The organism is Psychrobacter sp. T6-6 (genome assembly GCF_052258185.1).
In the GTDB taxonomy this organism is placed as follows: Bacteria; Pseudomonadota; Gammaproteobacteria; order Pseudomonadales; family Moraxellaceae; genus Psychrobacter.
On sequence record NZ_JBQQEX010000002.1, the window covers coordinates 393,293 to 412,147 of the forward strand.

At 44.6% G+C, this 18,855-nt stretch carries 20 protein-coding genes; 9 read left to right on the plus strand and 11 right to left on the minus strand.

The genetic code is table 11. The annotated features are described in order from the left end of the window. Positions 1-21 precede the first annotated feature (21 nt). Together ACTXGL_RS04880 and rpsU are read right to left on the minus strand one after the other, a co-directional pair. A complete protein-coding gene (locus tag ACTXGL_RS04880; RefSeq protein WP_443525265.1) occupies positions 22-471 on the minus strand; it encodes a GatB/YqeY domain-containing protein in 450 nt (149 codons plus the stop codon). Positions 472-673: 202 nt separating this feature from the next. Beyond that, positions 674-889 (minus strand): 30S ribosomal protein S21, encoded by a 216-nt coding sequence (gene rpsU, locus ACTXGL_RS04885; protein WP_110921885.1) that lies wholly within the window; start codon positions 887-889, stop codon positions 674-676. A gap of 392 nt (positions 890-1,281) precedes the next feature. Between rpsU and ACTXGL_RS04890 the strand changes: the two genes are divergently transcribed. From ACTXGL_RS04890 to crcB, 4 genes are all read left to right on the plus strand, one after another. Further along, entirely contained in the window at positions 1,282-1,641 is a 360-nt protein-coding gene (locus ACTXGL_RS04890) for a hypothetical protein (RefSeq protein WP_443525266.1), read from the plus strand. Between the two features lie 20 nt (positions 1,642-1,661). Further along, a complete protein-coding gene (locus ACTXGL_RS04895; protein WP_443525268.1) occupies positions 1,662-2,144 on the plus strand; it encodes a c-type cytochrome in 483 nt (160 codons plus the stop codon). 236 nt (positions 2,145-2,380) lie between these two features. After that, positions 2,381-3,439 (plus strand): tRNA (adenosine(37)-N6)-threonylcarbamoyltransferase complex transferase subunit TsaD, encoded by a 1,059-nt coding sequence (tsaD, locus tag ACTXGL_RS04900; RefSeq protein WP_443525269.1) that lies wholly within the window; start codon positions 2,381-2,383, stop codon positions 3,437-3,439. 44 nt (positions 3,440-3,483) lie between these two features. Continuing rightward, positions 3,484-3,855, plus strand: a complete 372-nt coding sequence (gene crcB, locus ACTXGL_RS04905) for a fluoride efflux transporter CrcB (RefSeq protein WP_443525270.1) — start codon at positions 3,484-3,486, stop codon at positions 3,853-3,855. Between the two features lie 213 nt (positions 3,856-4,068). Here the strand turns inward: crcB and ACTXGL_RS04910 are convergent, their stop codons facing one another. The 6 genes from ACTXGL_RS04910 to potA all read right to left on the minus strand — a co-directional run bounded on the left by ACTXGL_RS04910 (position 4,069) and on the right by potA (position 9,195). Next, positions 4,069-4,518, minus strand: a complete 450-nt coding sequence (locus ACTXGL_RS04910; RefSeq protein WP_443525271.1) for a hypothetical protein — start codon at positions 4,516-4,518, stop codon at positions 4,069-4,071. Between the two features lie 121 nt (positions 4,519-4,639). Next, positions 4,640-5,032, minus strand: coding sequence for a CDI toxin immunity protein (locus ACTXGL_RS04915; protein ID WP_397476623.1), 393 nt, complete (start codon positions 5,030-5,032; stop codon positions 4,640-4,642). A gap of 242 nt (positions 5,033-5,274) precedes the next feature. Further along, positions 5,275-6,165: a LysR family transcriptional regulator gene (locus ACTXGL_RS04920; protein WP_443525272.1), complete on the minus strand. Its 891-nt coding sequence runs from the start codon at positions 6,163-6,165 to the stop codon at positions 5,275-5,277. A gap of 104 nt (positions 6,166-6,269) precedes the next feature. Further along, the gene (gene potC / locus ACTXGL_RS04925; RefSeq protein ID WP_443525274.1) at positions 6,270-7,076 is read right to left on the minus strand and encodes a spermidine/putrescine ABC transporter permease PotC; all 807 of its coding nucleotides are present in this window, start codon (positions 7,074-7,076) and stop codon (positions 6,270-6,272) included. Continuing rightward, positions 7,076-7,954, minus strand: coding sequence for a spermidine/putrescine ABC transporter permease PotB (potB, locus tag ACTXGL_RS04930; protein ID WP_443525275.1), 879 nt, complete (start codon positions 7,952-7,954; stop codon positions 7,076-7,078). The genes potC and potB overlap by 1 nt, the downstream gene beginning before the upstream one ends. Next, the gene (potA, locus tag ACTXGL_RS04935; RefSeq protein WP_443525276.1) at positions 7,954-9,195 is read right to left on the minus strand and encodes a spermidine/putrescine ABC transporter ATP-binding protein PotA; all 1,242 of its coding nucleotides are present in this window, start codon (positions 9,193-9,195) and stop codon (positions 7,954-7,956) included. The genes potB and potA overlap by 1 nt, the downstream gene beginning before the upstream one ends. A 413-nt stretch (positions 9,196-9,608) precedes the next feature. Between potA and ACTXGL_RS04940 the strand changes: the two genes are divergently transcribed. The 4 genes from ACTXGL_RS04940 (at position 9,609) to ACTXGL_RS04955 (ending at position 13,235) form a co-directional block, all read left to right on the plus strand. Next, positions 9,609-10,247 carry a carbonic anhydrase gene (locus ACTXGL_RS04940; protein WP_319051178.1) on the plus strand — a complete coding sequence of 213 codons (639 nt, stop codon included), beginning with the start codon at positions 9,609-9,611 and terminating at the stop codon, positions 10,245-10,247. Positions 10,248-10,401: 154 nt separating this feature from the next. Then, the gene (gene gloA / locus ACTXGL_RS04945; RefSeq protein WP_443525277.1) at positions 10,402-10,965 is read left to right on the plus strand and encodes a lactoylglutathione lyase; all 564 of its coding nucleotides are present in this window, start codon (positions 10,402-10,404) and stop codon (positions 10,963-10,965) included. Positions 10,966-11,044: 79 nt separating this feature from the next. After that, positions 11,045-12,019 (plus strand): mechanosensitive ion channel family protein, encoded by a 975-nt coding sequence (locus ACTXGL_RS04950; protein WP_443525278.1) that lies wholly within the window; start codon positions 11,045-11,047, stop codon positions 12,017-12,019. Between the two features lie 85 nt (positions 12,020-12,104). Further along, positions 12,105-13,235 carry a hypothetical protein gene (locus ACTXGL_RS04955; protein WP_443525279.1) on the plus strand — a complete coding sequence of 377 codons (1,131 nt, stop codon included), beginning with the start codon at positions 12,105-12,107 and terminating at the stop codon, positions 13,233-13,235. Positions 13,236-13,309: 74 nt separating this feature from the next. Here the strand turns inward: ACTXGL_RS04955 and ACTXGL_RS04960 are convergent, their stop codons facing one another. The 3 genes from ACTXGL_RS04960 to ribA all read right to left on the minus strand — a co-directional run bounded on the left by ACTXGL_RS04960 (position 13,310) and on the right by ribA (position 15,889). Next, positions 13,310-13,783, minus strand: coding sequence for a c-type cytochrome (locus ACTXGL_RS04960; protein WP_319051174.1), 474 nt, complete (start codon positions 13,781-13,783; stop codon positions 13,310-13,312). 398 nt (positions 13,784-14,181) lie between these two features. Next, the gene (gene hemF / locus ACTXGL_RS04965; RefSeq protein WP_443525547.1) at positions 14,182-15,168 is read right to left on the minus strand and encodes an oxygen-dependent coproporphyrinogen oxidase; all 987 of its coding nucleotides are present in this window, start codon (positions 15,166-15,168) and stop codon (positions 14,182-14,184) included. 31 nt (positions 15,169-15,199) lie between these two features. Continuing rightward, on the minus strand, positions 15,200-15,889 hold the full coding sequence (ribA, locus tag ACTXGL_RS04970) for a GTP cyclohydrolase II (RefSeq protein WP_443525280.1): 690 nt from the start codon (positions 15,887-15,889) through the stop codon (positions 15,200-15,202). Between the two features lie 590 nt (positions 15,890-16,479). Between ribA and dxs the strand changes: the two genes are divergently transcribed. Continuing rightward, complete coding sequence (gene dxs / locus ACTXGL_RS04975) at positions 16,480-18,534, plus strand: 1-deoxy-D-xylulose-5-phosphate synthase (protein ID WP_443525281.1); 2,055 nt, start codon at positions 16,480-16,482, stop codon at positions 18,532-18,534. The last annotated feature ends 321 nt before the right edge of the window (positions 18,535-18,855 follow it).

An 18,855-nucleotide genomic window follows, 5' to 3' on the forward strand; every position in this document is an offset into this window, starting at 1 on the left:
GCTCATAGTTCAAGCAAAGTTCTAGCCTTGTAATGTCTCTTTAACCATCTTAGAGATTAGGGCAGGATCAGCACGACCAGCGGTTTTATTCTTTAATACACCCATTACGCTACCCATATCGCGCATAGAGGTGGCACCTTGCTCTTTGATTTCAGCATTGACCAACACCATGATCTCATCATGACTCATTTGCTGGGGCATAAACTCATTGATAAGATCAATCTCAAACTGCTCTTTTGCCGCTAAATCATCGCGGCCATTTTCTGTAAAAATAGTGAGCGACTCTTGACGTTGTTTTAGCTGCTTTTGTAGTACTTCTAGTACTTGTGCATCATCAAGCTCTGTCTGACGATCGATCTCAATCTGTTTAACCACTGATTGTACGTTGCGTAGTACTTTGACGCGCTCAAGCTCACGCGCTTTCATAGAAGTTTTGATGCTGTCTGACAGAGTCTGTTTAAGTTGGCTCACTGCTATTATCCTTATTAATTTGTTAACTGCTGTTTGTTAGATAGTGTTTAATTAGGTTTGGGGTAAAACCTGCTGAGAGCGGGCTTTGATAAAAAGTGGCGTCAGCAGTAATAACAAAAATTGTAGCATAAAAAACGCCACTGATATCGATGGATAACAGTGGCGTTAGTGTAGCGCTGGTACTAACTAATCAGATTGTTGATTAGTACATACGAGTGGTACGAATAGTTTCGCGTTGTAACTTCTTCTTATAACGCTTTACGGCAGCAGCTTTTTTGCGCTTACGTACTTGCGTTGGCTTTTCATAAAACTCACGCTTACGTACGTCTGATAATACACCAGCTTTTTCACAAGAACGTTTGAAACGACGGATAGCGATATCAACTGGTTCGTTTTCTTTAACCTTAACTGCAGGCATGAAGACTCCTCGATTAGGATGAGATATAAGGGCATTAGTTTGGCTGTGTGTTAGTATTTAGCCGTAATATCTCAAGATTACTGGCATCAGCTCAAACTAGGACAATTCCCACACATAAGTGTGAGGGCAAGTATTTTAATAAAAAATACCAACAAAGTCAATGATTTTAACGATTTATTGCTTATAAGCTATTTATAATTTCATATATGTTCTTTATATAAGCCAGTCTATAAGGTTCGCTGCTTTAATTTATTATGCTCATACATGAGAACTCTCTAGAAATAAAAAGTCCTTACGGTCTATAACGGTTTAGTAGGAGTTTATGCTATGATAATTTCCATATTATAGTCAGCATATAAACCGTTTTATGTGTATTTTATTGAGGATTTGGCATGAAAAAGACAGCATTGAGCATGGCGTTTATTCTAGCGTTAGGTGCAGGCGTAAGCGCTTGTAGTGGCGGCGAAGAGCACGAAGAAGTACTAGCAATCGATCGCGTTGATGAAGCTGCTGAGCTTGCAATCAAAAATGGACCACCTGCTCAAGAGATGGAGTTCCCAGAGACTGCACCAATGCCAGCGACTGATGCAGCCACGACAGACGCTGATGGGACAGCGACTGCCGAAGCGGGAATGGCTGACGCTGATATGGCAGAAGCGGCGACTACAGATGGCACTGATACCGAAGCGGCACCCACTGATGAAAGTGCTGATATGGCAACGGAAGACGCAGCAGCCACGCCTGCTGAATAAGCCAATTAAAAGGTCAGGTCATGATTGAGATACAGCAGCATATAAATAAGCTGAGCTTGTCTGCAATTAGTATAAGCATGTTATTGGCATTAAGTGCTTGTAGTAGTGACAACGAGGCGGCGACAGCACCAGTAGAGTCTGACGCTACTGAAGCAACAGTGGCAGCCGATGCACCAGTCATTGATACCACTAGCGAGATTGACGCTACAGAACAGACGATAACGGCAGAAACTGATGTTGCTGCTGAGCCAGAAGTGTTAACTGCAAATGCTGGTAGCGCGCTGTACGAATCAAATTGCAAGGTTTGTCATACTGCTGGGTTACTTAATGCGCCAAAATATGGCGATAAAGCAGCTTGGACGGCTCGTTTGACCAAAGACAAAGAGGTGCTATATATGCACTCGGTCAAAGGCTTCAACAAAATGCCGGCTCAAGCGGTAGACGGTGTGACTGAGGCGCAAGTCAAAGTAGCTGTTGATTATATGCTCGCGTCAGTAAGCTGATACGGTATATATAGAGTATATCAGCTATTGAAATTTGTTAAAATGACCGTCATTGTGACTGACAATGGCGGTTTTTTTATGCCCATTTTTATTCATATCACTCTCAGACGTTCGACTGGCTGTGTGTCACTTATCTTATTTACTATTGACAGTTTTAGAGTGATATAAAACCAAAGCGGTATAAGACAAAGATACGACGAAAAGTAGTCCGAAAATAAAAGCATAAAGGCAAAAGTATGAAGGTATTGGGTTTAGAGACCTCTTGTGATGAGACGGGGCTAGCGATTTTTGATAGCGAGCAGATCAATAGTGACAATCAAGGCTTGGTCGGGCAAGTGCTGTACTCACAGATTGAGCTGCATGCGCTCTATGGCGGCGTTGTACCTGAGCTTGCCAGTCGCGATCATATTCGTAAACTGGTGCCATTGCTCAACGAGCTGCTTGAGCAGTGCAATATGAGCAAAAGCGATATTGATGCGATTGCCTATACCAAAGGGCCAGGGTTGATCGGTGCTCTAATGACGGGTGCGTTGTTTGGGCGTAGCTTGGCATATGGTTTGGATATTCCCGCTATTGGTATTCATCATATGGAAGGGCATTTACTTGCGCCGCTGATGGGTGCCAATCCACCCGCTTTTCCGTTTGTCTCCCTACTGGTATCTGGTGGTCACACGTTACTTATTGCCGCTCATGGTGTGGGGCAGTATGAGATCTTGGGTGAGTCGATCGATGATGCAGCAGGTGAGTGCTTTGACAAAGCCGCCAAAATGCTAGGTCTACCTTATCCGGGTGGTCCTAATATTGCCAAGCTGGCAGAAACAGGTAACCCTGATGCTTATGCACTGCCAAGACCGATGCTCCATCGTGGTCTAGACTTTTCATTTAGCGGTATGAAAACAGCGGTACATAATCTGATTAAAGACACACCACTGTCTGGTGGTTCAGGCAATAGTACTGATAGTGATCCACAAGTTCGTGCGGATATCGCCGCTAGTTTTCAGCATGCGGTAGTCGATACACTGGTAAAAAAATGCGTTAAGGCACTTAAGCAAGCAGATATGAGCCGTCTGGTTATTGCAGGCGGCGTCAGTGCCAACACCCATTTGCGTGAGATGCTAGAAGCTGAGCTGGCTAAGATAAATGCGACGGTCCACTATGCACCGCCTGCGCTATGTACTGACAATGGTGCGATGATTGCTTATGCAGGGTTTGAGCGTCTGCAAGCTGGTCAAGCAGATGATCTAGCGGTGAGCTGTATTCCGCGCTGGCCGATGACAGAGTTGCCAGCTGTATAGTTGAGTATTTAGCCCAACAAATTTATACGAACTAAGGACAGTCTATGCAGTGGCTTGCTATTGGTCTGGGAGCAGCATTCGGTGCTTGCCTGCGCGCGTGGCTATCGCGCTTCAACGCTTTGCATGGTTGGGTGCCACTAGGTACCTTGAGCGCGAACATCCTTGGCGGACTATTAATTGGGCTTGCGCTGATATGGTTTGAGCGTATGGGAAGCAATTTATCTGATCATGTGCGTGTCTTTGTGATTACGGGATTCTTAGGTGGTTTGACGACTTTTAGTACGTTCAGTGCAGAAGTATTTGGCTTTATTCATGACGGGCGGTTGCTAGCAGGCTTAGCGCTCATCGGTTTGCATGTTGGATTGACATTATTGGCAACCGCGCTTGGCTTTTATTTCTTTAAGCTAGTTTTGTAGTCATTAGTAGATATTAATCGTTTAATGGTCTGTTATAAGTGGTTCCATTATATCAGTCTGTTTTAAGGGGTCTGTTAATAGGTTTGAGGAGTGAGATAGTTGGTTCCGTTGGGGGATAGTCAAAGTTTCTTGCTATATATTCTGATGAGTTGAACCCAAAATACATGCTTTGATTTAGACGTAATCAATTAGACAGTGCAGTTAATTTCGAGCTTAACTTGTGACTTTTTCAAGAGGCATAGTCTTCAATTCTATTGTTTTGCATTCAAAAACTATTTCTGTATCACCTAATAAAAATAGTGAATGTATAATATTATTATCAGGCGTTACGTCTACTTCATGTGCCATTATGGTGATTGGTAATATCCAACAACTGATATTAACATTTACAATATCAGAATAGATAATTTCTATTAAATCTCTGCCATATCTTTGCTCGATCTTCAACGATATTTTATCGTGTTCTAAATCATAATAAATCGCCTTAATTATACCTTTATTAAGCGTCTTCTCTATATCGTCTATTCCGTTTAAATCACTTGATAAAATCGGGCTCAAATCTTCTCTACGTTTAAGTATCTCAGGTACTACTTCATCATAGTAGTACCTAAAATCCAAATTATGGTCTCCACGAGAGTTTACAGAGTGTTTGATATATTTCATTATAACTGTCCTTAAATCTGACCCTACCGTTAATCTCGTAGGAATGAACTTGGAAAATTTTCATCATATAGTTCGATGCCTGTATAGCGCACCGATCACGTATAGAATACGCAGATAAACCCTAAAAAAACGTACTCATTCTTAAGCCGGAGGGAGTACTTTCAATTACATTATTGTTTTTTGGGATGAATATCCATGTATCAAAACTTACAGCTGTAACGTCGTCAAAAGCATTTACTATCCTTTCAACAGTAGTCTCTAGAATCGGGTGTGCTGCATCATTCCAGATAATAAAACAGTTATCTGCTAGTGTGAGATTTATTTGATTTTTAATTTCTTCTATACAGTTTAGCAGCACTTTTTTATCAACCTTGTTCCAGTCAATTCCTCCGTTACCACTAGTTCGTATTGGAAATGAGCTAACAAACTGACTCATTACTTTCCTAGATTCTTCATCTGCTAACACTCTAACTTCTTTAAGAGCAACTGAAGCTTCATCGAATAAAACGTTCATACAAATGGCCTGTTAAATTGTCTAAGATAATTAAGAACAATTCGATTGAATCTTGAAAAACTCACTTCGTGTACATTACCAAGTACATCGTGACTACCTAAATAGCTCAAGATACTAATACCATTAGCCTACAGCCAAATATTCGAGTCCTCACTAGGGAACCATTATTTAATATAAAGTCTGTTGAGATATAAGCAAGTAGTCGATATTTTATCAATGAAAAATGTAATAGATAATAAAATCTACAACGGTTTTACGATCCCTTCCAATAAATTGGCAAATCCCTGCATATAAGCAATATTTTGACTAGAAGTACGTGTCGCTGCGTATAGCTGACAATGCACACCATCACCTAATGGTCGTGAGACGACCCACCCTTTTTTCTCATACTCAGCAACGACCCAGTCGGGCAGTGCTGCCACACCGCGTTCGCTCGCGACTAATTGGATGAGCATCGCGGTCAGCTCTGTGGTACGCACATTCTCAAAGCTAACTTGCGCTGGTGTCATAAAGTTAGCAATGATATCGAGGCGTTTGGCCTCTACTGGATAGGCAATTAGTGTCTCATTAATCAAATCATCTGGCTCTATAAAATCTTGTGCTGCTAAATCATGTGTTGGTGACAGTACCAAACGGCTCTCATACTCAAACAATGGCTGATAGCTGATACCATCGATCGGTAAGTCGCTGGTGGTAATGAGCAGATCAATATCACCTTCCATCAGCAGATGATGCGGCTCAGGCTCAAACCCTGTGGCAAAGTCGAGCTCGACATCCGACCATTCACGGCGATAGTGATTGAGTATCGGCATGAGCCAATCAAAACAACTATGACACTCTGATGCCAGTCGTAACCTGCCTGCTTGACCGTGTGCTAAGCGTTTGAGGTTGGATTTGGTACGGGTAACTTGCGGTAAGATATTGTCTGCTAATGATAGAACCGCCTTACCCGCTGGCGTAAAGCTAAGCGGACGAGTTCGGCGATTGACCAAGCTGATATCGTAGTAGTTCTCAAGCTCTTTTAATTGATGTGACACAGCAGAGGCGGTGACGTGCAGCTCGTCTGCTGCTGCCGCAAGTGAACCATGCGCACGCAGCGCGGTTAATGTATTAAGATGACGCAACTCAAGCATGATATTACCCAACCGCTACCGTGAGAAAAATTCATTATAGTCAATATAGCGCTGACTTTCACTCATAGTCCATCAATAATGAGTAGTTAATGAGCAATCAACATTTAGCGCTTACGTAATAACAGCTGTGAGATAACCACCAATACTAGTGAAGCAACCAATAATAATGTACCTATCGCGTTGACCTCTGGCTTGAGACCGACCCGTACCATAGAGTAAATACGTAGCGGTAAAATCTCATAACTCGGTCCGGTGACAAAGGTCGATACCACCACATCATCTAGCGACAAGGTAAAAGCAAGCAACCAACCTGCCATAACCGCAGGCAGAATAACGGGAATGAGCACTGTACGTACCATCGTCGATTCGCTAGCGCCCAAATCACGTGCCGCTTCCATCAAGCGCTCATCTAGACTACTCAGTCGTGCAAAGACGGTAATGACCACAAAAGGCAAGCAAAAGGTAATGTGCGCCAATAACAAAGACACAAAACCTAACTGTAGACCGATCAACAAAAACAGTGCTAATAACGAGATAGCCAGTACAATCTCAGGTGACATCATAAGTACAAACAGCAGCCCGTTTAGTAAGCCTTTACCGCGAAAATTATAACGGTGTAGCGCTAGTGCTGTGAGTGTTCCTATTAAGGTTGAGACGGTAGCCGCGACTAACCCCAAGACAATAGAGTGCCAAAACGCATCGAGCATCGCTTGGTTATTAAATAGCGACTCATACCATTTTAAACTGAAGCCGCCCCAATTGTAGCCGATTTTTGACTTATTAAATGACATCACTACCAAGACAATGATAGGTAGATATAACAAGGTATAAATAAGTCCGAGATAGCTTTTGGCTGCGATACTGCCAATCTTCAGCTTACGAGTTGTTTTGTTGGGTGAGCTATAAGACATTAGGCCACCTCGTTGAAGTCAGTTTTGCCAATACGGCGGCTACTAGCACGGTAAGCCAGCAGTAGTACTGCCATTGCAAGCGTCAATAGCACGCTCGCCGCAGCACCAAAGGGCCAGTCACGCGCGTCCAAAAACTGGTTTTTGATGATATTACCGACCAGTAAGTTCCGAGAACCGCCCAAAATATCCGCCACATAAAACATACCCATCGCCGGTAAAAGCACGAGCAGTACGCCAGAGATGATACCCGGTGTCGTTAAAGGCAGTACCACATGCCAAAAAGTCTGTGTTCTTGATGCACCCAAATCTTGTGAGGCGAGCAGCATATCATTGCGTAAGTCGGTAAACACGGCATATAGCGGCAATACCATAAAGGGGAATAACAAGTACGTGAGGCCTGCAATCACCGCGCCTTGTGTATATAAAATATCGATAGGGGTATCGATCACACCGATGGCGAGTAGCGACTTGTTAATCAATCCATTGTTAGCAAACAATAGCTTAAGTGCATACGTTCGTACCAAAGAGTTGGTCCAAAATGGCAGTATCAATAGCAGCATAAGTAGCGGTTGCCATCGTACTTTTACCCTAGATACTAGCCACGCAAAAGGGTAGCCGAGTAGCAAGCAGATCACCGTTGTGATACCTGCCATCCACAATGAATGAACAAAGACCTCAAAGTATAACGGATCAACCATGCGCACATAGCTGTCGATGCTGAAAGGCAAACTAATAAAATCACTACTGTCTCGGGTCAAAAAGCTGACCGCGATTACCAATATATTTGGTAGTAGTGCAAAAATAAGTAACCAACCCCAAATTAGCCAGAGCGTGACCGTACGAAATGGACTTTTGCTGCTTAGGTGATTGCGTGCCATTAGCTCCCATCCTTTTGTGCAGTCGAATTATGTACATGGTCAGTATCATCTGGCAATACCCACTCCCAGCCATCGACCCATGAGACTTTTACCCCTTCGTTTAATTTATAATCAAAGCTTGGGTCGTCTTCATCAAAGAATTCAGAGGCCTTAATAATATGACCATTGGCCAATTCAATAATAGAATCTAAGGTACTGCCCTTATAGTTACTTTCGATGACGCGACCTATTAGTCCATTATGCTCATTGTCTTTTGGATCATATATACGCAGATCTTCAGGGCGTAGTAATAAATTGACAATGTCGCCCACTTGTACATCATTGGCAAAATTGGGTCGACGCAGATTACGACGCGTGGTTGGTCCCTCTTGCGCCTGTGCTTCACAGACTTCAACTTCAATGCGTCCATTGGTCACGTTACCGTCACGATCTGGCTGGTCTGGATAGACGCCCTTAACTTCGGCTCTAAATAGGTTAGTCTCACCAATGAACTTGGCGGTAAACAAATTGGCGGGGGTCTCGTAAATCTCGATAGGGGTACCGATTTGCTGGAACGTGCCATCTTTCATCACCGCGATACGGTCTGACATCGATAGCGCTTCCTCTTGGTCATGGGTCACAAACACAAAGGTAATGCCCAGCTCGCGCTGCAAGCGCTTTAGCTCAGACTGCATTTGCAAACGCAGTTTGTGATCGAGCGCAGATAGTGGCTCATCGAGCAAGAGTAGTTTGGGTCGATTAATTACGGCGCGGGCAATTGCCACGCGCTGCTGCTGTCCACCAGATAAGTCTTGTGGTTTGCGATTGGCTAAATGCTCTAGCTGCACCATAGCTAACATCTCACTGACCCGCGTTTGAATCTCATCTTTCGGTACTTTTTTTAGTGTCAGTCCATACGCGACATTTTGCGCGACGCTCATGTGTGGAAACAACGCATACTGCTGAAAAACCGTATTAACCGGGCGTTTATCAGCAGGCAAACCTGCCATTTGTACGCCATCCAAGTGTATGGCGCCTGCATTTGGTTGCTCAAAACCAGCAATCAAGCGTAGCAATGTGGTTTTGCCACATCCTGATGGGCCTAGCAATGTCAGAAACTCACCATGCTTAATATCAAGGTTGATGTCTTTTAGCACTTCGGTTTGATCGTAGGTTTTTTTGAGACCCGTTATTTTCAGTAGTGTCTTGTCATCATGAAGAGACGCAGAAGTGGTGTGCGTGTTTTGAGATGGGTCGGTCATAATATCTGTTCCTAAGCATCCGATATAGTAGCTGGCGTGGCCATCGAGGTCGCTCGCTGCCATCAAAAAACTGGCAGGAGCGTAAGCACGATTTGATTACTGTTTGATTGTTGCCTGACTCCTGCACATTATAGCAAACCCTTGATGCAAATCAGTGCAAGTTCGTTATCAGTGATGCGAGCCTTACCGCTATGACAGCGATAAACACGGCGATGTTTCCAGTGATATGTGCTTTACATAATGACATTTAAACAAAGTTTTTTATCATTTTTTGGCTGTTATTCCTATACAATCACAATATGGCTGACAAACATCATGCGCGTGATAAGCTGGTAGTTGTGCGTATACCCATGTTTGAATATATATGTAAAGCCACTCATAACTCTCATATTATTGATAATAAAGGATCTCTCATGCCTAACGATACACGTCCAACAACCGGTCAAGAAGCGCTTGAGCTGTTAAAAGAAGGTAACGCCCGCTACGTGGATAGCCTTACCAGTACCGATGAATATATGCAGCGCCGCCCAGAACTGGTCAAAGACCAGAATCCATTGGCCATTATTTTGGGCTGCTCTGATGCACGAGTACCTGTTGAGATTGTCTTTGATCAAGGATTGGGAGACTTGTTTGTCATACGTGTTGCGGGCAATGTGGTAGCACCTTCACAGATAGGCTCAATCGAGTTTGCAGCAGAGGCCTTTGGTACGCAGTTGGTGGTTGTCCTTGGACACTCCCAGTGCGGTGCGGTTACCGCTTGTGTTGAGACTTTGATTAATCCTGAACAGAATTACTCGCCTAACTTACAGTCTATCGTTGATCGTATTCGTCCAAGTGTCTATAACTTACATGAATTGGCGACTGCCAATGGTCAATCTGTCGATGCAGACGAGCTGGTCGATCGCTCTATCCGTGCCAACGTACGTATGTCCGTCAGTCAGCTAAAGCATGGATCACGTGCACTAGAGGATTTGACCAATAGTGGTAAGCTGCTCGTCGTTGGGGCTGAGTATGACTTGGCAACAGGGAAGGTCAAATTCTTAGACAGCTAATATTTGCTTAAGTATGAACATACTTTGTTCATACTCTTACAAAACCCTATCACTTATTTTGCTATTTTTTATTATGATGAGAGGGATGCGCGAATCGTGACAGCCGAGTCTCGCGCAACCGTAAATCTATTTATTGAATTATATTAGGATAATTATGTCTGCTCCCTCTAACAATAATGACTCAATCATAAACCAGCCAGCCAGCAGCGTTAGTACTGATGGCGTTCAATCAATCTCCGCGCAAACGACAGGATTTACCTTTAACCATACGATGCTACGCGTCAAAGATCCCGCCAAATCATTAGCGTTCTACACGGGCGTTCTGGGTATGACACTGCTTGCGGTCAAAAAGTTCCCTGATATGGGGTTTGATTTGTATTTCTTAGCAAAATTGACCGAGAGCGAGCGTGAAAACCTACCATCCGGTGAGGATTTAGAAATTTTTGCGTTCCGTCAGCGTGGTATTTTAGAGCTGACTCATAACTATGGCACTGAGACAAAGCCAGGCTTTAGTTACCATGATGGCAATCAAGACCCGCAAGGTTTTGGTCATATTTGTTTTAGCGTACCGAATTTAGAAGAGGCGGTTGTTTGGTTTGATAAGAACGATGTCGAATTCAAAAAACGTCCAGAAGATGGCAGTATGAAAAACATTGCCTTTATCAAAGATGTCGATGGCTACTGGATCGAAATCGTACAAGCTGATTTGATGTCGTAATTGAGATATTGTAATTAGCAATGCAGCCAGTTATTTATCCCTTAAACACGCGCTAAAACAATAATAGGAGTAACCCTTTATGCCCACCCCTGATGTGAGCCGCATATCGAACACGCTAACCGATGGTGTGACCATCTATCAACAAGTGGTCTATACCACGCAAGATTTGGCGAGCGGCTTTATCGAGCGCATTCCATACTTTGTGGCGGCGCTTATTGTTCTGGGTATTTTTTGGCTATTGTCTATTGTATTCAAAAAAGTGGTACATAAAATACTAGGCGCGCGCGTGCGTCATCAAAACTTGGTAAAGGTGTTCCAGCGGATAGGCGGGGCACTTATTTTGTTTATTGGCTTTATGATTGCCATGGTCGTTGCTATTCCAGGATTTACGCCTGCTAAGCTCATCGGTGCGCTTGGTATCGGTTCGGTTGCGATTGGTTTTGCCTTCAAAGACATTTTCCAAAACCTACTCTCTGGTATTTTATTGCTGATATCAGAGCCATTTCGTATTGGCGATCAGATTGTCTCAGGGGACTACGAAGGTACGGTTGAAGATATCAAAATTCGTGCAACGACCATTAAAACGTATGATGGTAGGCAAGTGGTTATCCCAAACTCGGAGCTGTATACCTCGGCATTGACGGTTAATACTGCTTATAAACAGCGTCGTCTACAAGTGGCGGTTGGTATTGGTTATGAGGATGATATCGAAACCGCAAAAGCTGAGATCTTACAAGCACTAGACAAAGTCAGTAGCGTATCAAAGAAGGCCACACCTAGCGTAATTGCGACAGGGTTCGGTGGCTCGTCTATGGATCTGATGGTACGCTGGTTCATCGAAGATGGCACGCAGGCCAACAAAGTCACCTCGATTCATCAAGTGATCGTCGAGATCAAAAACGCTCTTGATGCAGCAGACATCAATATTCCGTTCCCAATCCGCACGATAGATTTGAGCGACCCTTCAGTAAAGTCTATTGTTAAGCAAATAAACGAGCAACAAGGTGAAGACGCTAACCACACTAACGAAACCAACAAACCGGTGACCGAGTAGCTTGGCTGGTACAGAGTTCTCATTTGACCCGCTGCATCCCTCAGTGACCGATAGAAATCTCGCTGTCGGTATTATGAGGCTCGATATGGCTGGACAAGAGAGCGACGGTGCTTTCAATGATCTGACGGCGGCAGCAACGGCTACCTTTAGTCAGATCGTCCAGCAGAATCTAGCGGTACAGGTCGAATCCTTTTCTTTTGCAGGTCCTAGTCTTAACTCGAGCGAAAACGGTTATTTGGCGCTTGATTTCATTCAAATCGGTATCAATGAGAAAACCGAACGCAAACTTGCTTTTCTGCTTATCATTACGGACGTAGAAGTTGCAGCGGCGTCGATGTCCTATCTTTTGGCCCTTCCTTCACAAATCACCAATGTCGCTGTGATCTCAACGCGCCGTTTGATCGCCTATGGAGAAAACAGCACTCCTAAGCCAGCGCTACGTACCGAGCGTTTAGCCAGCCTAATGTTGCATTGTTTTGGACGGCTACTCAATCTCAACTACGCAGACACACCAACCAACTATATGGCACGCGTCCAAGTGCCAGATGATCTTGATACCATGCGGCACTTCACAAGTACGCAGTATCAGCAAATGAGTAAAAACTTGCCACGTGAAGCTAATGATCGTTACTCTGAAGGCAGTAAATTTGCTTTTATTATGCGGCATGCTTTTGGTAATCTTCCACGTATTCTTCGCGGGGCTATTCGCGCCAATCCTTTGCGTATCGCTACCAAACTGCCAACCATGATCGCAACCGCGCTATCAGTGATTATTGTGCTCATCTTCGGCGGCGAGACTTGGGACTTTGCAGCCTCGGTCTCTTATAGTCAGTTAATGATATTTGTAGTAGCAAGTTTTTTGGCAGCCACGTTTGTACTGTATCGCGCTTTTTCCTTTCGGCTAGTATCCACGCGGCGAGGGCAGACGTCAGAGAGCTCTGTGGTCACGGCTGGAGCGACTTATGTCGCACTGATGCTGACTTTGATCTGTCTGTTTTTTATGTTTGGTGTGCTCATGTATGGTGTGGTGGTCTTTGTGTTTCCAGACCCATTGATGAGTACATGGACCTCTGACAAGGATAGCGCAACCTTTGCAGCTCACATGCGTCTAGCGGCTTTTTTGGCAGCTGTAGGGATACTATCAGGCTCGCTAGGTGGATCAGCAGACTCGCGCTCTGTGGTCCGCAATGTACTGTTTGCGGCTGACGAAACTTAATTTCAAAAACGAAAAAACCACGCTATTTTTGATAGGGTGGTTTTTGTTTGGCTATTTTTTATGAGTGCATAGTGTTAGTCATTCTTTGCTCTAAATTCTGTGTGGCACGATTTGCAGCTTGCACCCACTTCACCAAAAGCAGGCTGAACGTCACTGGCACTCGTAGCTGTCTGTGCAGCAGCGCTCAGATCAGCAGTCACTTTTTGGAAATTATCTGCTTCAGCACTGAAGCCATCAGCATTTGACCAAACAGCTTCAGTCGCGTTACCCATAGATTCTTGGTTTTCAAAATGACTCCAAGGACTTGAAGCGTCTTCTGCTAAGAATGCGGCTTGTTCTTTGAACACTGCAGCATCGAATGTATCAGGCGCTTTGACCATATCACCCATGACGCCCATCGCATCGCCCCAGCTTTTCATACTGTCTTGTCGTGCTTTGATATCAGAATCATCTGCTGGACTGCTACAGGCGGTTAAACCTAATGCAGCTGCCATCAAGGTAATGCTGAATAAAGACTTTAAAGATTTGTTGGTGTGAACCTGTGCCATATGACTTACTCCTTTAAACTTGGCCAATCGCAGACGTCATTGTAAACGCTCACTTTGCCTAAAATATTATTATAAAAATACTGCCGAAAATTCTTTTATGTACAGTGACCGTCAAAGAACTTCTCTTATTGTAGCCGTTATCTGCAAAATGGTGATGATATAGTTGTTATATCCTCGTAAGCGTTCAGGTTATTGTGAAGATGTTTAAGACGTGTAGACTCAGTGCTCAGTTTTTTTGTTTTTATACTTTTGTTTTTTGCTGTAAAAACGCAATAACGTACACGATAAATAGAAATTTTTGAACGAAAAAAGTCAGCTATTGCAGCTGACTTGATGGGAGTTCTTTAAAAAAACCAGAACTCCTGATAATGATGATAGCAAGTACTGACAAATACGAACTATTTATGGACCTCTAATGCCAGCCAATTACGGGGCTTCAGATAATAGTCAGTCAACTCAAACTCAGGCGTGCCTTCAGCAGGCTCGAGGCGATAATGCCAGCTAGCAAGTGGCGGCATACTGACTAGTATAGATTCGATACGTCCATTACTTTGTAATCCGAACAACGTCCCACGATCGTAGACAAGGTTGTATTCAACATAACGACCACGACGATAGAGCTGAAATTCACGCTGCTCATCAGTATAAGGGGTATTTTTACGCTGCTCAAAGATGGGCATGATGCCGTCAAGATAACCATTACCAACTGCTTTCATAAAGTCAAAGCAAGTCTCAAAATCCCAGCCGCGACTCTCGGTACTGACGTCATCATAGAACAGGCCACCGATACCGCGTTGTTCATCGCGATGACGCAGATGAAAATACTCATCGCACCACTGCTTGAAATCAGCATAAATATTATCACCAAATGGCGCACATAAATCATGGCACACCTGATGCCAGTGCACGCAGTCTGCCAAAACAGGATAAAAAGGGGTCAAATCAAAACCACCACCAAACCACCAAATAGGCGCTTCGCCTTCTGCTTCTGCCACAAACAGACGTACATTGGCATGGCTGGTCGGCACGTTAGGGTTTTTGGGATGGACAACCAGTGAGACGCCCATCGCCTGGGCTTTTCGGCCAGCGATATTAGGATGGCGTGCCGTCGCTGAGGCTGGCAGATTGTGGACATGAATATGGCTGAACATCACGCCTGCTTTTTCGATGACCGCGCCATCGGCCAACACGCATGACCGACCGCCACCGCCTTCTGCACGCTCCCAATTATCAGGAACAAAGGTGGCATTGCCGCCACCATCACGCTCTTGCGCCTCTAGAGAGTCACAAATACGTGCCTGCAAATCAACCAAAAACTCACGTACTCGCATGATGTCGCTGTTGGTTGGCGTTGCTACTGAGGCGATCTCGGGCAAGTCTGTCATGTTGTCTGTGTGTGAAATACTCATAAGCTGTCTATTTGTTTAGGTGTATGGCTGTATTAAAGTCTTTGTCGAGACTGAGGTCTTGATCCAGTAGATGTCCCATTCTGTCGCGCTTAGTTGCTAGGTATTCAGCATTCATGTCGTTTACGCCAACGAGCATGGGCACACGTTCAACGACATCGATACCGTGCTTGGTCAGATAAGCAACCTTATTTGGGTTATTAGTGATGAGTCTCACAGCGTCAACGCCGATATGTGCCAGCATCGGCCCGCACATGTCATATATACGCGCATCAGCAGGCAACCCTAACATGAGATTGGCATCTAGCGTATCGTGTCCTTGGTCTTGCAGGGCATAAGCGCGAATCTTGTTGGTCAGACCAATACCGCGACCTTCTTGACGAAGATACAAAATTGCACCGCACCCAGCTTCTTGTATCGCTTGCATCGCGCTGTTGAGCTGCGGACCACAGTCACACTTCAATGAGCTAAAGGCATCACCCGTCAGGCATTCAGAATGAATACGAACCAGTGGAACTGGAGAGACCGAGTCAGTATTGATTGAGTGCTGTGCAGTCGTGCTGCTGGTCTCTTGATCGACCGCAGACAGGCCAGCGGTCAACATCACATGCTCTTGACCCTCGTCGTTCTCAAAGATATGAATATCGAACTCGCCGTGACGAGTTGGTAATTTGGCACTAGTGATAAATTGATATGACATTACTGTCCTGCATAAGCCTATAATCGTGGCGGTAAAGCGTCTGTGATGTCTGTACTAAAACAGCGACGATATCCTAACCTATATAATTTGGCTAAGATATTATCAGTATACCCTGTTCGTAAAGAGCGCGTGCTTATTGTATTTATTATAAAAACACACAAAGTTCACATACGACGCACGATGATTAAAGCGACAATTAAAAAAAAATGCTATTATGCCATACTATTTTGACGGATACAGTGACAAGTCTATACCCTTACATTACTATGTCGTCACTAACATCCGATATTGATGCAAACTAATAGGGCATAATAACAGTCTCTAACACAGCCCTGAATATAGTCCTTAGCGGTGAAGCACACAGTATCAACGCACCACGCAGTATCAAACACGTAGTCTTAAGGCATGATCTACTAGGGTAGTGTGCTGACGGTATACGTAGCGCAGCTATATACACGTAAAAGTTGCATGAATAATTATATGGTCGATTACATCAATAACGATGTAGATATTATTGGCGTGCCTTGGTTGTAGTCTTAACTATACTACAGGCGCGTCTTGTCAGCAGATTGGTAGGTATCGTACGGTTTATGCAGCAGTCACCTCACTCCCCAAAGTCTCAGTCCCTATCTGCATCAGTATCTGATCCTGCTGCCCAGCTATCGAGCTTACAGCAGACTTATACTGTGATCCCACGTGTACGCCCTAATACGCCATTGCTTGATTCGATAGATTCTCCCTCTGATATGAATATGTTGTCATCAGCTCAGCTAATTACGCTAGCTGATGAGCTGCGTCTTTTTTTGCTGTATTCAGCCGGTCAGAGTGGGGGACATTTTGGCGCTAATTTGGGTGTGATTGAGCTGACCATTGTGTTGCATTATTTGCTTGATATGCCGCAAGATCAGATTGTATGGGATGTGGGGCATCAAGCCTACGCGCACAAAGTATTGACTGGTCGCCGTGATCAGTTGGCGACCATTAGATCTAAAGATGGTCTGACGGCATTTCCTGAGCGCGCTGAGTCTGTTTACGATACTTTTGGTGTGGGGCATTCATCGACTTCTATCTCAGCAGGTCTGGGCATGAGTCTAGCGCTACGCTATCAAGGCCGAGCACAAACGGTTGCTTGTATCATTGGTGACGGGGCAATGACAGGCGGCATGGCGTTTGAGGCGATGAACGATGCCGTACAACAAGACGCTGATCTACTGGTTATCTTAAATGATAACGACATGTCGATATCTTGCTCTATTGGTGGCTTTTCACGGCATTTAGCAATGCTTTGGGAGTCAGGCTATCAAGTCGATATTTCTGATACAGGCGAGCCGATGCTGTGTAAGCGCCCTGACATGCAAGCATTTGACCGTCGTAAACGTCATACCGAACATCGCGCCGTACCGCAGTTAGAAGACAATTTGTTCAAAGCGATTGGCTTTGCCTATTTTGGTCCATTCGATGGGCATGATATTCCTGAACTCTTGCGAGTGTTGTCATTAGCAAAGCAGATCAAAGGCCCAGTCTTGGTACATATATATACCACCAAGGGCAAAGGCTTTGCGCCAGCAGAATTAGATCCGGTTGGTTATCATGCGATTAGTAAGCTACCCGCCGAGAGTCATGATGACACGCCGAGCGAGTCTATAGAACCAACTAAACAATATGCAAAACCTGCGCTGAAGTACTCGCAAGTATTTGGCAAGTTCTTATGTGATAAAGCGGACGAGGACGATAAGCTGTTGGCAATCACGCCTGCTATGGAAGAAGGCTCAGGGATGATTGACTTTGCTCGTCATTTCCCAGAGCGTTTTTTCGATGTGGCTATCGCTGAGCAACATGCCGTCACGCTAGCTGCAGGTATGGCAACCCAAGGCGTTAAACCTATTGTCGCGATTTACTCGACGTTTTTGCAGCGCGGTTATGATCAGCTGATTCATGATGTGGCTTTGCAAAATCTTGATGTGATGTTTGCCATCGATCGAGCAGGGTTAGTGGGTGAAGACGGTGCTACGCACGCTGGCGTGTTCGATTTTGGGTTTTTGCGTGGTATTCCTAATGTCATCATTGCAGCACCAAAAAATGAGAACGAGTGCTACCATCTGCTCAATACCTGCTATGAATACCAAGGCTGCACTGCTGTGCGTTATCCGCGCGGCACGGGTACTGGCGCTGCTATCGAGCAACCAGCACAAGTTTATAAAATTGGTGAAGCGGTTGTCGAGTCAGTCATTGGCAACGATGATGCGCCTCATAAGCTTGCATTACTGGCATTTGGTACGATGGTGGCAACAGCACAGCAAGCAGCTGAGAGCATAGCCATCGACACCACGCTGGCGTGTCAGGTACATGTGATCAATATGCGCTGGGTAAAACCTCTAGATACGGCGATGATTGAAAGATTGTTGGCGCAAGGGGTAACTCATATTGCAACGCTAGAAGAGCACATGGTTATGGGCGGCGCAGGTAGCGCGGTAAATGAGTATTTACTCAATGAATCTACAGCCTTCAAACGTCAGCGTCCGTCAGTTAGTAATATAGGAATTTCTGATCGCTTTATCGCTCACGGCTCGCAAACAGAGCAATTGGCAGACTGTGGTCTAGACGTCGCTGGTGTGATAGGGCAGCTCAAGCAGCTCTTGTCATAGCACGGATTATTTCATTCTATGATTGTGTCACTCAATACTTTAAATATACATTGAATGACACAGATATTAGCTCTCTAAACAGAGCAAACGCCTGCTAGCCGTAGGTGCTAACTTTTTTACAACTTGCGCAGTGTCTGTGGCTACCAAAACATTGGTATCGTCAGCGTAATGGTTTTTTCGTTTTTATCGAACAATTTTAGTATAATGCGATTGTCGTTTATAAGTTTTCATTTATGAAAGGCACGTTTTTAAATCGCATAGATGTGGTGTGATGCGGCGGCTGTTTGGCATGTTGTGGGCACAGAGTTGGTCTTATTTTTT

Bases quoted from the DNA above. Each gene is read 5' to 3' on its own strand.
- ACTXGL_RS04940 (WP_319051178.1), top strand. From the start codon at position 9,609: ATGCCTAACGATACACGTCCAACAACCGGTCAAGAAGCGCTTGAGCTG.
- ACTXGL_RS04895 (WP_443525268.1), top strand. From the start codon at position 1,662: ATGATTGAGATACAGCAGCATATAAATAAGCTGAGCTTGTCTGCAATT.
- potA (WP_443525276.1), bottom strand. From the start codon at position 9,195: ATGACCGACCCATCTCAAAACACGCACACCACTTCTGCGTCTCTTCAT.
- ACTXGL_RS04915 (WP_397476623.1), bottom strand. From the start codon at position 5,032: ATGAACGTTTTATTCGATGAAGCTTCAGTTGCTCTTAAAGAAGTTAGA.
- hemF (WP_443525547.1), bottom strand. From the start codon at position 15,168: ATGACAGACTTGCCCGAGATCGCCTCAGTAGCAACGCCAACCAACAGC.
- ACTXGL_RS04910 (WP_443525271.1), bottom strand. From the start codon at position 4,518: ATGAAATATATCAAACACTCTGTAAACTCTCGTGGAGACCATAATTTG.
- ACTXGL_RS04960 (WP_319051174.1), bottom strand. From the start codon at position 13,783: ATGGCACAGGTTCACACCAACAAATCTTTAAAGTCTTTATTCAGCATT.
- ribA (WP_443525280.1), bottom strand. From the start codon at position 15,889: ATGTCATATCAATTTATCACTAGTGCCAAATTACCAACTCGTCACGGC.
- ACTXGL_RS04950 (WP_443525278.1), top strand. From the start codon at position 11,045: ATGCCCACCCCTGATGTGAGCCGCATATCGAACACGCTAACCGATGGT.
- tsaD (WP_443525269.1), top strand. From the start codon at position 2,381: ATGAAGGTATTGGGTTTAGAGACCTCTTGTGATGAGACGGGGCTAGCG.
- ACTXGL_RS04955 (WP_443525279.1), top strand. From the start codon at position 12,105: ATGGCTGGACAAGAGAGCGACGGTGCTTTCAATGATCTGACGGCGGCA.
- ACTXGL_RS04890 (WP_443525266.1), top strand. From the start codon at position 1,282: ATGAAAAAGACAGCATTGAGCATGGCGTTTATTCTAGCGTTAGGTGCA.
- rpsU (WP_110921885.1), bottom strand. From the start codon at position 889: ATGCCTGCAGTTAAGGTTAAAGAAAACGAACCAGTTGATATCGCTATC.
- potC (WP_443525274.1), bottom strand. From the start codon at position 7,076: ATGTCTTATAGCTCACCCAACAAAACAACTCGTAAGCTGAAGATTGGC.
- gloA (WP_443525277.1), top strand. From the start codon at position 10,402: ATGTCTGCTCCCTCTAACAATAATGACTCAATCATAAACCAGCCAGCC.
- dxs (WP_443525281.1), top strand. From the start codon at position 16,480: ATGCAGCAGTCACCTCACTCCCCAAAGTCTCAGTCCCTATCTGCATCA.
- crcB (WP_443525270.1), top strand. From the start codon at position 3,484: ATGCAGTGGCTTGCTATTGGTCTGGGAGCAGCATTCGGTGCTTGCCTG.
- ACTXGL_RS04920 (WP_443525272.1), bottom strand. From the start codon at position 6,165: ATGCTTGAGTTGCGTCATCTTAATACATTAACCGCGCTGCGTGCGCAT.
- potB (WP_443525275.1), bottom strand. From the start codon at position 7,954: ATGGCACGCAATCACCTAAGCAGCAAAAGTCCATTTCGTACGGTCACG.